This window comes from Xylanibacillus composti, assembly GCF_018403685.1.
Taxonomy (GTDB): Bacteria; Bacillota; Bacilli; order Paenibacillales; family K13; genus Xylanibacillus; species Xylanibacillus composti.
In genome coordinates this window covers 27,657-41,904 of record NZ_BOVK01000043.1, presented here as the reverse complement: position 1 = coordinate 41,904, position 14,248 = coordinate 27,657, and the positions used below count along the sequence as shown (strand labels likewise).

10 protein-coding genes are annotated in these 14,248 nt (G+C 54.1%); 2 read left to right on the top strand and 8 right to left on the bottom strand.

Features of this window, described 5'->3' with window-relative positions:
* Window positions 1-26: 26 nt before the first annotated feature.
* Genes XYCOK13_RS15380 through XYCOK13_RS15350 form a run of 7 tightly spaced genes read right to left on the bottom strand, consistent with a single transcriptional unit; the run spans window position 27 to window position 10,748 of the window.
* Complete coding sequence (locus XYCOK13_RS15380) at window positions 27-3,023, bottom strand: salicylate synthase (RefSeq protein ID WP_213413064.1); 2,997 nt, start codon at window positions 3,021-3,023, stop codon at window positions 27-29.
* Window positions 3,024-3,043: 20 nt separating this feature from the next.
* Window positions 3,044-4,441, bottom strand: a complete 1,398-nt coding sequence (locus XYCOK13_RS15375; protein WP_213413063.1) for an MATE family efflux transporter — start codon at window positions 4,439-4,441, stop codon at window positions 3,044-3,046.
* Complete coding sequence (locus tag XYCOK13_RS15370; RefSeq protein ID WP_213413095.1) at window positions 4,438-6,192, bottom strand: ABC transporter ATP-binding protein; 1,755 nt, start codon at window positions 6,190-6,192, stop codon at window positions 4,438-4,440. Before XYCOK13_RS15370 ends, XYCOK13_RS15375 begins: the two co-directional genes overlap by 4 nt.
* Window positions 6,192-8,009: an ABC transporter ATP-binding protein gene (locus XYCOK13_RS15365; protein WP_213413061.1), complete on the bottom strand. Its 1,818-nt coding sequence runs from the start codon at window positions 8,007-8,009 to the stop codon at window positions 6,192-6,194. The genes XYCOK13_RS15370 and XYCOK13_RS15365 overlap by 1 nt, the downstream gene beginning before the upstream one ends.
* Window positions 8,006-9,442, bottom strand: coding sequence for an ABC transporter ATP-binding protein (locus XYCOK13_RS15360; RefSeq protein ID WP_213413094.1), 1,437 nt, complete (start codon window positions 9,440-9,442; stop codon window positions 8,006-8,008). Before XYCOK13_RS15360 ends, XYCOK13_RS15365 begins: the two co-directional genes overlap by 4 nt.
* A complete protein-coding gene (locus XYCOK13_RS15355) occupies window positions 9,439-10,119 on the bottom strand; it encodes an energy-coupling factor transporter transmembrane component T family protein (protein ID WP_213413060.1) in 681 nt (226 codons plus the stop codon). Before XYCOK13_RS15355 ends, XYCOK13_RS15360 begins: the two co-directional genes overlap by 4 nt.
* On the bottom strand, window positions 10,119-10,748 hold the full coding sequence (locus XYCOK13_RS15350) for an MptD family putative ECF transporter S component (protein ID WP_213413058.1): 630 nt from the start codon (window positions 10,746-10,748) through the stop codon (window positions 10,119-10,121). The genes XYCOK13_RS15355 and XYCOK13_RS15350 overlap by 1 nt, the downstream gene beginning before the upstream one ends.
* A gap of 234 nt (window positions 10,749-10,982) precedes the next feature.
* Between XYCOK13_RS15350 and XYCOK13_RS15345 the strand changes: the two genes are divergently transcribed.
* Both XYCOK13_RS15345 and XYCOK13_RS15340 read left to right on the top strand, forming a co-directional pair.
* Window positions 10,983-11,963, top strand: coding sequence for a helix-turn-helix transcriptional regulator (locus XYCOK13_RS15345; protein WP_213413057.1), 981 nt, complete (start codon window positions 10,983-10,985; stop codon window positions 11,961-11,963).
* Window positions 11,964-11,983: 20 nt separating this feature from the next.
* Window positions 11,984-12,745, top strand: coding sequence for a thioesterase II family protein (locus XYCOK13_RS15340; protein ID WP_213413056.1), 762 nt, complete (start codon window positions 11,984-11,986; stop codon window positions 12,743-12,745).
* A 279-nt stretch (window positions 12,746-13,024) separates the two neighbouring features.
* Here the strand turns inward: XYCOK13_RS15340 and XYCOK13_RS15335 are convergent, their stop codons facing one another.
* Window positions 13,025-14,200, bottom strand: a complete 1,176-nt coding sequence (locus tag XYCOK13_RS15335) for a helix-turn-helix domain-containing protein (protein WP_213413055.1) — start codon at window positions 14,198-14,200, stop codon at window positions 13,025-13,027.
* Window positions 14,201-14,248 lie beyond the last annotated feature (48 nt).

The window sequence follows — 14,248 nt, the reverse complement described above, 5'->3', positions numbered from 1 at the left end:
ACTCTCTCCTTTCCCCACATGTCCAGCTATACGCTTCCGCCGACTTCCTGCTTCACGCTGGCGGCAACCAGCTGCTTGGATACACTGCTCAATTTTTCACGTGTCTCTTCCAGCTCTCTGGACGGATTAGACATCTCCACAATGCCTGCCCCGGCTTGCAGCCACGCGCTCTTTTCCTTCTGGAAAATCGTCCGCAGCACAAGGGCGGCGTCCATTGCGCCATTGCTGTCCACCGTCATCACGCAGCCGCTGTACAGATTCCGGGGCTCTGTCTCCAATCTTCCAATGGCATCGATAGACGGTTTCTTCGGTATGCCGCAGGCCGTCACTGCCGGGAACAGGGCATGGAACGCATGCCACGCGTCAAAACCGGATTTCAGCTTCCCCTTCAGCCTCGAAGCAATATGTTGAACTGTGCCTCTGCTTGCCACCGACATGAATTCATGCACGACAATGGTGTCGGACGCACAAATTCGTTCCATCTCCTCGAACGCCAGCTTGACGGAAACAGCATGTTCCGCAATTTCCTTCGGATCACGGAGCAGTTCCTCTCTCAGCCTGCTTGCCTCTTCCACGCTGCTCCCCGTTGCGCGCGTCCCTGCCAGCGGGAACGTGCTCGCCCAGCCTTGATCGTCGACCTCGACAACCGTTTCCGGACTGAACCCGGCCGCGCGCAAGCCATCCAGACTAAGCAGGAACGATCTTGCGGGAGTGTTGGCCCTTCTGCCCGCAATATAGCTGGCCACCATATCCAGCTCCCGGCGAAGCGGAATCTTTCTGGACAAAATCACTTTGTGATAGTTGCGCTGCCGAATTTCTTCCACAGCGGCCTCCACCATCTTCATGTAGGCTTCGGCATCGTGCGTGTCCACTTCCGAAATCTCCGGCACAATCCGATCCGACCAGCCTGCCAAACGGGATGCCGAGTCCTCGTCGCGGCCGCTATTCGCGATTCGCTTCGCCAGTGACTCGGCCTCTTGGAACAACTCCCGGTTCACAGCTCTTAGAACAAGCGTGCCATTCGCAAACCTCAGTTCAACCTGGGGAACAAACAGCTGCATCAGACACGCATCCCCGGACGGCAGCGGCAAATCGTAATGATAGCGGGACAGTTCAAAATTGGCGATGCCATAAGCGCGCCAGTTCCGCAGAGACACAGATGAGAATGCTTTCCCCATGGTTTCGCTTAACGACCTGTTTTCGAATTGCAGCGTTTCCTCGGCGGTTGTTACCGTCGTGCAGTCAGGCTTGACGGTGATCATGGCGTGAACGCCCATGCCCAACGACAGCTCGTCCCCGTTCTCGTAGAGGAGGAAGGTGTCAAACAAACCGGATTCGATCGCCTGCGCCGCCGCGATGTGGGCGTCTTGCTTGAAATCAACCGTTTCTTCCAGATACTCCGCCCGGTTGTCCTCCGCCTGGCGCTCCGATCCGGCTGCCAGCTTCTTGAGCTTCGCCTTGTCGATCTTGCCGACGCCGGTCAGCGGCCAGACATCGACAAATACGATTTGATCCGGCATTTTGTAGCGTGCGACTCCCTTGTCCTGAAGGAAACGGTGAATCTCTGCCAGGCTGATTTCCTTGCCCCCGGTCATCAGGCAAGCGCAGCTTCTTTCCCCGAGCCTTGCATCGGGAAGACCGATCAGGACAGCATCCTGGATGTCCGGATGCGCACACAGCCATGACTCGACTTCAGACGGCACGATCTTTTCTCCCGCCCGGTTGATTTGCTCTTTGATGCGCCCGCCAATTTGAATATTTCCTTCCGCCGTTACTCTCGCCCTGTCTCCCGAGCGATAGAACCCGTCGGGCGTGAAAGCCTTGCGGTTCTGTTCAGGCGCTCTGTAGTAACCGTTGATCGTGTAAGGTCCTCTCACCAGCAGCTCGCCATATTCGCCTGTTTCGACTTCATTTCCCTCCTCGTCCACGAGCAAGATTTCATCATCGGCCGATAACGGCCTGCCCTGACAGCTCTGTATGATCTGCTCGGTATCGTCAAGGGATGTACAACAGATAAGACCTTCAGCCATGCCGAACACCTGCTGCAGCTTGCACCCCATCTCCGGCATGATGCGTCGTGCGAGTTGTTCTTCCAGCATCGCCCCGCCGATCTGGAGAACCTCAAGACTTGAGATATCGCTGGTGCGATCCCATTCGAGGACGTCCAGCCACATACTGGCGAGAGAAGGCACCAGCGCTGTAATGGTCACCTTCTCTTGCGCAATTAACGGCAACGCTTCGTCGCAGCTTGAGGTTTGGCACATCACCACCTTGCCGCCGACAGACAGCGTACCGAGAATGCCCGGGCAGCACAGCGGAAAGTTATGGGCAACCGGCAGAACGGCCAGATAGACGCTTTGCGCTTTCAGGTTGCAGCGCGTTGCTGCGGCCTTGGCATTATAGGCATAGTCGGCGTGCGTTCTCGGAATCAGCTTCGGTATGCCGGTTGTACCGCCGGACAGCAGCAGCAGCGCAATATCCCGGTAAGCGGGCTGTTCCAGCTTAACCGGTGGCATGCCGATATCGGCAAGGCGGACGCCGCTCTCGTTGTCTCCGTCGGTAATGACGAATCGTACGGAAGGATGTCTCTTTGCCAGACGGTTCGCCATGGGCCTGTAATCGAAACCGAGATACACGTCGGGCGCGATATACGCGACCGGCTCGGCCGTTTGGAATATACCGTCCAGCTCCGTCTCTCTGTGAGCGGGCAAAGCGAGGATCGGCAAGGCCCCGATGCGGAACAGAGCAAAGCAAACGACGACGAAAGAAATGCGGTTTGGCAGTTGGACTACGACATGGTCGCCTTTCTTGATGCCCATGTTGTACAAGCCGGAAGCCAACTCATCGGCCTTGCCGTCCAGTTCCCTGTAAGTAAGTCTGCTGTCGCCTTCGACAAGCGCGACACTGTCGCGGTAGCGCTCAGCCCATCTGTGCAAATGCTGTCCCAGGGTCAGAGGCTCCCAGTAGCCGAGTTGTTCGTATTTGCTTGCCGCCTCTGCAACCTGTTTCCTGTCTTCCCACATTCGATTTCTCCTCCAATTCTTTATACGGATATCCTGTCTCCGAATGATGACACAGCTTTTTTTCGAAGTGCAGCAAATTCGTTCCTGACCATAATCAACGTCCAAAGAACAATGACAGCGTCAATCGCAAGCGAACCGTAGTAAACGCCGGAGACGCCCATCCATCTCGGCAGCAGCAGCATGACTGGCACATAGAAGATAAGCTGCCTTGCTATGCCGATCATGGCGGCCGGCTTCCCTTTGTCAATCGAAGGGAAAAACGTCATCGCCATAAAAATCGTGGACAACAGCGGCAATATCCCCATGTAAATCCGGAAATACAGCAATTGTTCCGAAGTAAACGCTTGATCGGGCAGCATGAAGCCTATGACGAACCCGGGGGCGATCATGCAAACGAGCCATAATGGCAAGGTCAGCAGCAGGGAAGCAACGGTAAATTTCATGTAAGCATCCGTCACCCGCTCATAACGGCCTGCTCCATAGTTGATCCCAATGACCGGCTGCAGCGCACGCATGAAACCGAAGATCGGCGTCAGCAAAAAGGTAAATACGCGATACACTGCGCCGTAAAAGGCGATATCCTGCACCGTGCCGTATCGGGACAGCGCGTTGAAGACGACGATTCCTTGCACCAGGTTCATGACAATCATGATCAACGAAGACATCCCTAGTCCGAGGATGGATTTCACAACGGAAGCGTCCCAATATATCGAGAAAACCTTGGCCTTGAAGGAGGAATACCCTTTGCCGAAATATATCCAGCCGAGCAGCGTGTAGACAATCATCCCTGCATTAGTTGCCCAGGCGGCTCCTTCAACGCCCAAATCGAGCATGACGACCAAAATATAGTTAAACAATATATCTGCAGCCAGACCGATCCCCATCACGACCGCCGCCGATCTCATCTTCCCTTCGGCCCTTACAATCATGTTGGCGGCCAGGCCGTATATCCAGAAAAACGAGCCGAGGACTGTAATGCTGAAGTAGCGCTCTCCGATGCTTAACGCTTCGCCTTCTCCGCCCATCATGCTGATGAGCGCTTCCGAGAACAGCAGTCCGAATGCCATATAGACTGCAGTCGCGAGCATCGCAAGCACGTTGACATGCCCGAGCAGCCGTTCCTGCATGCGCTTATCCTGACGGCCTATGGCTATGCTTAACACCGAACCCGCGCCAACGCCGATCAAGGAGCCGACGCCCATGCTGATTTGCGTCAATGGATAAGCTACGGAAACGCCTGCCAAAGCGGTTTCCCCAACATAGCGGCCGACAAATACGGCGGCAACGACGGCATTGAACCCGTAGAGAATCATGGCGACGATTGCAGGCCATGACAGCTGAAAGGTCACTTTCCAGAGGTTGCCGTTCATAATCAGCCGTTGCTGCGCTTCTTTGTCGGAGGCAACAGCTTCACTCAAACAACCGCCTCCCTCTCGCCGGCAAGCTTCCAGCCGCTGGTCTTCGTCTGCAAATCCCATAGTCTGGCGTATAGCCCCCCGTTGCGAATCAGCTCCTCGTGACGACCCTGCTCGACGACTGTGCCTTTGTCCAGCACGAGAATGTGATCCGCCTTGACAACCGTCTTCAGCCGATGGGCGATCATGATGACCGTCCGGCCCTCGATCAGACGACTGATCGCCTTCTGCATCTCCGCTTCATTCTCCGGATCGAGGGAGGCGGTCGCCTCATCCAGCAACAGGACGGGCGCGTCTTTCAGAATCGCGCGGGCGATGGATATGCGCTGTTTCTCGCCTCCCGACAGCGTGGAGCCGCCCTCGCCCACCATCGTGTCGTAGCCTTGCGGCAGCTTCATGATGAAATCGTGGCAGCACGCTTCCTTCGCAGCCGTCTCGATCTCCTCCTGCGAAGCGTCCTCCCGGCCGTAACGAATGTTGTTGCGGATCGTATCCTGGAACAAATATACGTCCTGAAACACCATGGACATCTGTTTCAGAAGCTTTTCCGGGTCCATCCCGCGCACATCCTGGCCACCGAACAGCACTTTTCCTTGCTGCGGGTCGTAAAAGCGCGCGATCAGGCGCAGCATTGTGCTTTTCCCGCTTCCTGAAGGACCGACGATCGCTGTCAGCGTCCCTTCGCGCATCTCTGCGGAAATCTCGTTCAGCACGATCGATTCGTCGTAGCCAAAGGTCACCTGCTCAAACCGGATATCGTGGTTGTTCGGCGGTTCTGATGTCCCGGTCATCGCCGGCTGCTCCAGCAGCTTGACGATGCGCTCGCCCGCCATCGCGTCATACTTGAAGGCGGGCAGCCGCATAATCGCAACTGACAGCGGGTCGAAGATGCGCGTGCCGACCAGCAAAAACAGGGCGAATAAAGGAATCGAGATTTGTCCGCCAAGAATGAGATAGACGCCTGTCATCGTAATCAAGGACAATCCCGCTTCCATGAAGGCGATGGCGACCAGGAAGAAGGGGCCTAGCGCGCCCTCCAGCTTGATGCTTTCTTTCATGTAGTGATAAAACGCCCGCTCTAGCCTTTGGAAATTTTCCCCGCCCAGATTGCAAGCCTTGATGACTTTCATGCCGAGCAAGTATTCCTGCAGCCGGTTCGACTGCGCGATTCTGGCTTCGGAGTGGCTCTGCCCGAGCTTCCTTTCCAAACGGGATACGCCCCATAGAATCAGCAGCGATACAGGGAATCCCGCCAGCATCGCCGCCGCCATTCGCCAGTCGATAAATAGCAATCCGGAAAAAGCCAGGACAGGAATGATCACCCCGCTGACAAGCTGCGGCAATATATGCGTGGCGGCATTCTCGGTCTGGGTAAAATCGTTCATCATCGTATGGCCAAGCTCCCCGGCGTCCTTCCTTAGGAGAAATCCGAGCGGGAGCTTGCGGATATGCTCGGCCAGATGAGTCCGCCCTTCGGCAGATGACTCGTACGCGCTGCGAAAGGTAGCGCGGTAGGACCTCGCCTCGGCCGCAAATACCAGGACTAGACAGACGACCATGCCTCCCCAGGCCAACCACAAGAATTGCATAGGCAGAATTGTCCGCTCGCCCGCGAAATAGGCGTAAATCACGCTGACCGCCACGGTCATGAAACCGAACGGAAGCATGTTGGCCATATTGGCCAGCACCGCCCACAGGATAGGCTTTGCCATTCGCATCGGGTTGCCTGCTGTAATATAGCGCATCCGCTCCATCATGTCGCCGATGCCTCCTTTCTCTCGACCGCGCGATCGATCTGCCACTCTGCTGACATTCTGTAAGCGTCCCACATCGTCTTGTACAATCCTCCTCGGGACAATAGCTCATGATGCGTGCCCGAATCGTCGATCCGGCCATCCTGGAGCACGATGATTTGATTCGCTTCACAGATCGTGGCCAAGCGGTGGGCGATAATCAGCACCGTCTTGCCTTTGATCAGTTCTCGCAGCGCCAGCTGCATCTGGTATTCGTTCTCCGGATCGGCGTAAGCGGTCGCCTCGTCGAGCACCAGAATCGGCGCATTCTTCAGGATCGCTCGCGCCACTGAAATCCGCTGCTCTTCTCCGCCCGACAAGTACAATCCGCCAGCCCCGATCCGCGTGCGGTAGCCGTCCGGCAACCGTTCGATAAAGGTGTGGCACTGGGCAGCTCGCGCCGCCGCGTACACTTCCTCTGGACTCGCGCCCGGCCTGCCCGCCGCAATGTTGTTGTAGACGGTGTCCGAGAACAGAAACGTATCCTGAAACACGAACGACAACGTATCCATCAGATCGCTTGTCCGCATGTTCCGAATCTCCACGTCGCCAATCGTAATGCTGCCGCGCCGCACGTCCCAGAACCGGGGGATCAACTGAGCGATAGTCGATTTCCCCGATCCGGACGGCCCCACCAACGCCGTAATCTCCCCTTGACGCGCCGTAAAGCTGATGCCGTGAAGCACGTCTGCATCGTCTTGCCCGCTATACGAGAAGCAGACCTCTTGGAACTGAACATCGTAGGACGAAGGCTTGTAGGAATATTTAGGCTCCGGAATCGGCTTCTCGGCAAAAATCCGGTCGATGCGCCGGACGCCCTCGACAATGACGTTCAGCGTAGAGGCTAGATTGTTAAGCTTGAAGACCGGCGTAGCAATTCCCGGCGCGAGTACGAGGAAGAACATCAGGGTCACAGCAAAGGCAACGTTATCGGGATCTCCGCTCAGCAGAAACAGGCCTACCGGCAAGAAAAAGGTGGACAGCGACAGAACGATTGTCTTGAAGGACACGTAGCCATTCTGAAAATTGTCGGCATAGTGGAGGCTGAAATCCCGGTAGCGCACGATGTCTGCATGGAACTTGCGGAACGAGCGGACGGTTTGCCCGAACATCTTGATCGAAGGCATGCCCCTCGCATATTGGATGGCCGAGGCGTTGATGTTTTCAAGCGCGTCGAAATACTCCCTCAGTCCAGCCTTCGCCTTCTGCCCGGCCATCATCGAGAATTGGGAGGCGAAGCCGATCAGCAGCGGAATGACGCAAGCCAGGGCGAACCAGACATTCAGGGCAAACATGGTCACCAGCATCGCCACAATCATCACTGCCGTGCTAATCAGGTCGGGCAATTGATGGGCGATGAAGAGCTCGATTCGCTCCACATCCATCTCCACATTTTTTTTAATTTTCCCTGTGGCGTTCTTGTTGAAGTAACCGAGTGGAAGCTTCCCCAGATGGTCGGACAGCTTGACGCGGATGCCGTACAAGATGCGAAACGCGGCGATGTGCGAGAACATCCCTCCGACGTACATCAGGAAATATCCGATCACCATGCCGGAGACGCCCCAAACTGCCCAACGGATGACATATGGGCCGTCCACGCCCGAAATATCCGAAGCGTGACGCAGCAACTCGGCCATCACAAAGTACACCGAAAGATACGGTACAAGCATCATCATGACGCTTCCCGCGGATAACACGCCCGACCATATGAGCAGCGACTTCTTCTCGCCAGCAAGCTCCAGCAGCCTGGCAATGCCTTGTTTGCTTCGAGACTTCACAACTGCCGTCCCCCTTTTTTCTTCATCATGACCACTTGGTCACAGGCAAGCGCCGTCAAGCTCTGATCGTGTGTGATGATCAGGACGGTTTTCCCCGCCTGCGCGAGCGCTCTCGTCCAAGCGGCCACGCGCAGAACGCCTTCGCCGTCAAGTCCGCTGGTCGGTTCGTCCAGCACGATCAATGCCGCGTCCGAGCAGTAAGCCGCAGCCATCGTCACTCGCTGCTTCTCCCCCCCTGACAACGATGCAGGGTGCCTATCCCGAAGCTCGCTTAAGCCGAATGCGTCCATTGCTTCATAAGCCTTCGCGCGAAGCGCTTCGTCTACACGCTTGCCCAATACCAGCTCATTGCCCACGCTGTCCGCATAAAGCTGGTAGTCCGCATCCTGCATGACCAAGTAACTGCAAGCGCGCCTGCGTGCTGCAGACTGAGGAGTGCCCCGGATGAACACCTCTCCGCTGCGTTCGCGGAGCAGACCGCTTACGATTTTGCCCAGCGTGGTTTTGCCCGCACCATTCTCGCCGGTTATCGCGGTCACACTGCCCTGCGGCAGCGCGATGTCGAACCCTTCTATCCCGTCACCGTTCCTGCTGTAGCGATACGCCAAATTTTTTCCTTGCAAGAAAACAGGGGCGAACGCCTGTACAGCTTCGGCTTGGCGCGCCGCTGCAGTCTGAATCATATCCGGATGCCGCAACCCGTATGGACGAACGTCTTCATAGGCAAGCCGCGAAAATTCGTCCTTCGGCCACATGCGCACAAGGCTGCCTTGTTCCATGCAGACGAAGGCATCCGCAACAGGCAGCAGCGAATGCAGGCGATGCTCGCTGATGACCAGGGTCGTCCCGTTCGCCTTAAGCCTGCCCAGCATGTCCATAACGGTTTGCGTCGCTTGTTCATCCAGATTGGCCGTCGGCTCGTCAAGAATTAGGATCGGCGGCGAGAGGACAGAGGCGGCCGCAATGGCAACGCGTTGCTTCTGTCCGCTCGAAAGTCTCCCCAGCTTGCGGTCCAGCAAGTGTGAGATGCCAAGCAGTTCCGCCTGCTCTTCGATCCGGTTCATCACCTCGTCCGGCGCCATCCCGAGGTTCTCGGCCGAGAATGCCAATTCGTCCCGGACATTATCCATAAAAAACTGGCTGCGGGGATCTTGAAACACGACACCGAACCACTTGGCGCGTTCCTCCGGCGACATGGAAGAAGGATTTCGACCGCCAATCAGCACTTCCCCCGACACGCGCCCCGGGTAAAAACCAGGCGCAAGTCCGCAGAGCAGCCGCAAAATCGTACTCTTTCCACAGCCCGAGCGGCCGCACAGCACAACACACTGTCCCTCCTGCACGGATAAGCTGATCTGCTGGACGCCGGATTCATCCCCGGCCTCCCCGTCTTCCTGCCCATAGCGGAAGGTGACATCGCTTAACGCAATCATGTGCCCCAAGGACCTCCCTCCCAATAGACAGAAATCCCCATCAGGACATAGATGCAGGCTGTTAGTCCGTCTCTCGCCTTCAACCCGACCGGATGGATGGAGGTTCTGCCGGAGCCGCACTCGATTCCCCGCAGCTCGGCGGACGAAGCAAGCTCTGATGACAGCTTCAGACACCGGACGATCAGCGGCACGAAGTAGCATTCATAGACAAAGGCAGGCTGCCGCAACAGGCTGTACCAATGGGGGAAAATCCCCCTCGCCCGTATACCGTCGCGAATGGCTTTGATTTCCGCCGCCAACACAGGGAAAAAGCGAAACAAAATGCAAATCATGACCAGCATCGGCTTCGGAATGGCCGCCCTTTCCAATGCACACATAATGCGGCTCGGTGACGAGCGTGTGAGCGCCGCCCCGATCATCGCGACCGGCGTCATTCTCGCTAACGTATAGACGATGATGCCGAATGCCGCTGAATAATCGGGGATAACGGACAAAACGGCCATAAACGCGATATAGGCTAGGACAAAATATACTGTCTGCCTGAGCAAGGAATGGCCGAGCAAATACAAGGCGCTTATAGCGACCAGCACATGCAGTTGCCAAACCTCTCTCGCAAACATCACAAAGACGCTCGCAAAAACCAACAGGGCAAGTTGCGTTCTGGGATCGAGCTTCATTACACCAACCTAGCCTTCGCCACATGTTTTTTCAGCAATGTATTCCCGATATAGCAACCGGCCAAGCCGCCCGCGAATGAAATGGCGCACATGGTCAGCACCATGCCTGGCGTGCCGTAATAATACAACAGGGTGCCGAGCTTATCTGGGGAATAGCTTTGCTCAAGGATCGCTACATATTGTTCCTTGAAGAAAACAATGGGCACAACGCCGCACAGACTGTAACCCACGTAAAACAACCCATAGCCGATGGCGTTGCGGACCGGATTCTTGTATGTATCGCTTCCCCACATAACCAGCTCGCACAAAATGCCAATGAGAGCCAATGTGATCAGGAAGTATACGAAGCCGAACGCCATGAAATACAACCCCACGAGCAGAGAGCTGAAGAACAATACGCCCCGTTTGCCGATTTTATTGGCCATCACCATGTAGATCGGGCCATTGAACAACGCCACAACCCCTGCGCCAACCAGATAAGCGATGGGATGGGCAAACATGCCGCCGACCGTAAGAATGATCATCATCACGACATTGAATATCGCGAGCGTAATGAAATCCCTCATCCTCCAACGGTTGTGCACGGTCGTATTCTGCTTGTGAACTTGCGATTGTGCTTGTGCTTGCATGATCTTTTCTCCTCCTGTACTTGTGCAAAATGAAAGTAAGATTTATAATGTAAATCGTAATAATTACTATTAATATTATTTATTGTTATTTTCATTTAATTATGATTATGATTATCATTATCAAACTTTCTGATTTTACTTTACTTCCACTTGAAGCAACCGACAATACCATTGGAGTGTTTCCGTCTAATCGCGCTATCACATCGTCCGTTCGTGATATTTGGAGGTGGTAAAATGAAAGATATTATCGCGGAAGTGTTCGTCCCTTGTTTGGTAGACAACGGGTTTTATCTGGATGACGAGAACGAGTCATTGGGCCGTGAAGGCATCAGCTATACGCTTGCATCCGATAAAGGCAGAGGGTACTTCTGGGCTTATTCCCATCAAAATTTGTTTTCCGTTTATGTACAGGATTTCGTCTTGTATGAGGACTTGTTCTTGGCATACAAGCAGCCCGCATATATCAGCATCAACTATTATGATTCCGTTTCCGGAGAAGAACTGGAACCGAGCAAACGCCTTGCGTGCCATTGCATCAAAGGACATATAGGACAGAAGAACGTGTATCGAGCCGTCTATCACAAGAACGTGCCCATTCGTTCAACAGGGATCGTGATCATACCGGAATACTTTGAAGATTACTTAACTAGCAACTACCCTGGGGATTACCGGGATCTTAGGTCTGCTTTTAGTCGTATGGACGGTGAGGAAGATTTTCCTGAATTGGTTTTTTTGCTGAGGCAAATCCGGAATTACCGGGGAACGGGCTTGTCCGCAAAGCTGTTTTATGAGGGGAAAGTAAAGGAAGCTTTATCGCTCATCGTCGAGAAAAGCTCGCTTGTCAGTCAGCCCCCTTTCACGAAGAGCCTATCCAGCCAAGACTTGGACGGATTGACGGCCGTTACCGCTTACATCGATGAACAGTTTGCCTCCGATTTGCACCTGGAGCAGCTTGCCCGCATTGCCTGTATGGGAACAACCAAGCTCAAGTACACCTTCAAACAAGCCTACCATTGCACCATCACCGAGTATATCCAGCATAGGAGGATGAGCCACGCGGAGCATCTCCTCGCCAACTCGGACTTGTACGTCAATCAAATCGCCCAAATTGTCGGCTACAAAAATACCGGCCGCTTCTGCGGGCTGTTTCGAAAAAATACCGGCATGACGCCTAATGAGTATCGAAAACATACACATACGAAACGAACGGAATGACCAAACGAAGGAGAAAGCAAATGGAAATGAACCATGCCCGAACGCCTTGGCTGCTCGCTAGTCCGCAAGAATCAGACCAAATTCGCCTCTTCTGTCTCCCTTATGCAGGCGGAGGCGCCTCAGTATTCCGGGGATGGGAGCGTGCGTTTCCCGCTCATGCGGGTATATATCCGATTCAGCTTCCAGGAAGGGAAAACCGGATATCGGAGCAGCCCCTATGTGATATGCGGGTGATGTCAGAGGCAATTTCCGAAGCCATCTATCCCTATTTGCAGTGTCCGTTCCTCTTGTTTGGGCACAGCTTGGGAGCGCGAATTGCTTTCGAGGTTGCGCGAAATCTTCGCAGAACACGGGGGATTCAGCCTTGCCGGCTAATCGTTGCGGGAAGCCGCGCTCCGCACATCCCGGAGCCCCGCCCTCTTCATCAGCTGCCCGAAGAGGAATTCATCAATGAACTGCGCCGCTTTTCGGGCACGCCCGAGGCCATTTTGCAAAGCAAAGAACTCTTGCAGTTCTTTCTGCCGATACTGCGCGCGGACTTTCAACTCGACGAAACTTATGTCTATGTCGATGATGCGCCGCTGGATTGTCCGATCTCGGTATTTGGCGGAACAGACGATACCGAGGCGAGCCGTGAGGAGTTGGACGCGTGGGCGGCTTATACGACCGGTGAATGTTCCGTGGAGATGATTAAGGGCGACCATTTCTTTCTGAAGACGCAGAGAGATGAGTTGTTGCGATCCATTTCTCAAATCATGGATCAACTGCTGAACATTTCATGATGCGGACTCTGGCAAATGCTGTTCCACCCAAAGCCTTGTCAGTCCAAATGCACGCAGCTCCTAACGAAAATTGAATGCTGGCAAGGCGCGCAGCGGAAGTCAGAGACGCTTTTGGAGGGAAATCCGCTGCGAAGTAAAGCATTATGCCGCAAGAAGCAACAGATAGGGAAAGCCATGAAAAAAAGCTGCCCGCACGTCGATAGCTCGACCGTGCGGAGCAGCTTTTTTCCGGACTGTAGTCCGCTCATTTCATTACGCATTTATCGGATTTCATCTATTTTATTTTCCCACAGAAGCGCGGTATTCGCTTGGGGAAACTCCGACCTTTTTCTTGAACAGCTGGCTGAAGTACCGGGAATCTTGGTACCCTACCCGCTCTGCAACCTCGTAGTTTTTCAAATAGGAATTTTTCAGCATATCCTTGGCCTTGTCAATCCGGATATCGGTCAGCTGCTCGATGAAGGTTTTGCCGGTGTTCATCTTGAAGAGCAGGCTTAAGTACGTCGGCGTCATGTACACTTTCTGCGCGACGCTGCCCAGCGTCGCATTCTGGCATTCCATCTCCATGAAATAAAGGGTCTTTTTAATAATACTGCGATGGCTCTCTTTTTCATTTTGCGAAATCACGTCTTTTAGCTCCTTTAGGTATTCGATTACATACCGTTTAATCTCCTGCAAAGTTTCCATCTTTACAATAGACATAATTTCATAATGGAGGCTTGCATTCGCTTTTTCCGCATCTTCCAGCGCTCTTTTTTCCATGCCGACCAAAAGCCGAATCGTTAATTCGTAAATGTCCTTCACATCAATTGGGCCATTCTGCAAGATGCAATGGTAAAAATCATTTACAGCGCATTCAATTTCCACGTCGCTGTCCGCTGACTTCATGCGCTCGTACAAGTCCTTCTCTCTGGATACCGGGTAATCCTGGAGCGGCCTCGTCTTGCCCAGCTCACTGAAGTGAATAACCTGGCCCGCGCCTTTATAAAATTTATTCTGCAGCGCTTGAACGGCCTGCTTGTAAGACTGGTGAACATCCGACAGCTGGCTGCACGGCTTGCCGACCCCAATATTGACGGGGAACGGAAATCGAGCATTCAGCATCCGTTGAATTCGATCAATCACGCCCTTGGACGCCCAAGAGAACAAGATGCCTGTACGTCCTTCTTCATCCGTAAAAACAACACTGCTGTCCTTCAGCTGCTGCTGCAAATCCTCGCGAATCTTCTCCGAGATTCTGCGCTTCTCGGAATCCTCCTTATTGGAGGCCGATGGCTCCAACAAGGCAATGGCCGGAAAGGTGTAGAAAGGATTCAGATTAAACAGAGACAGCTTCTCCTTCAAGTCCTCGCTCTTGCTCAGCCTGTCAGAAACCAGATCAATCAGCACACGGTCTCTCATCCAATTCAGTATACATTCGTCTTGTAACAATAGCTTCTCAGCTTGCATCTGCATGCTACATGTCCCCTTTTTGAAAGCTCTCCTATTTCAAGACGCTATGCA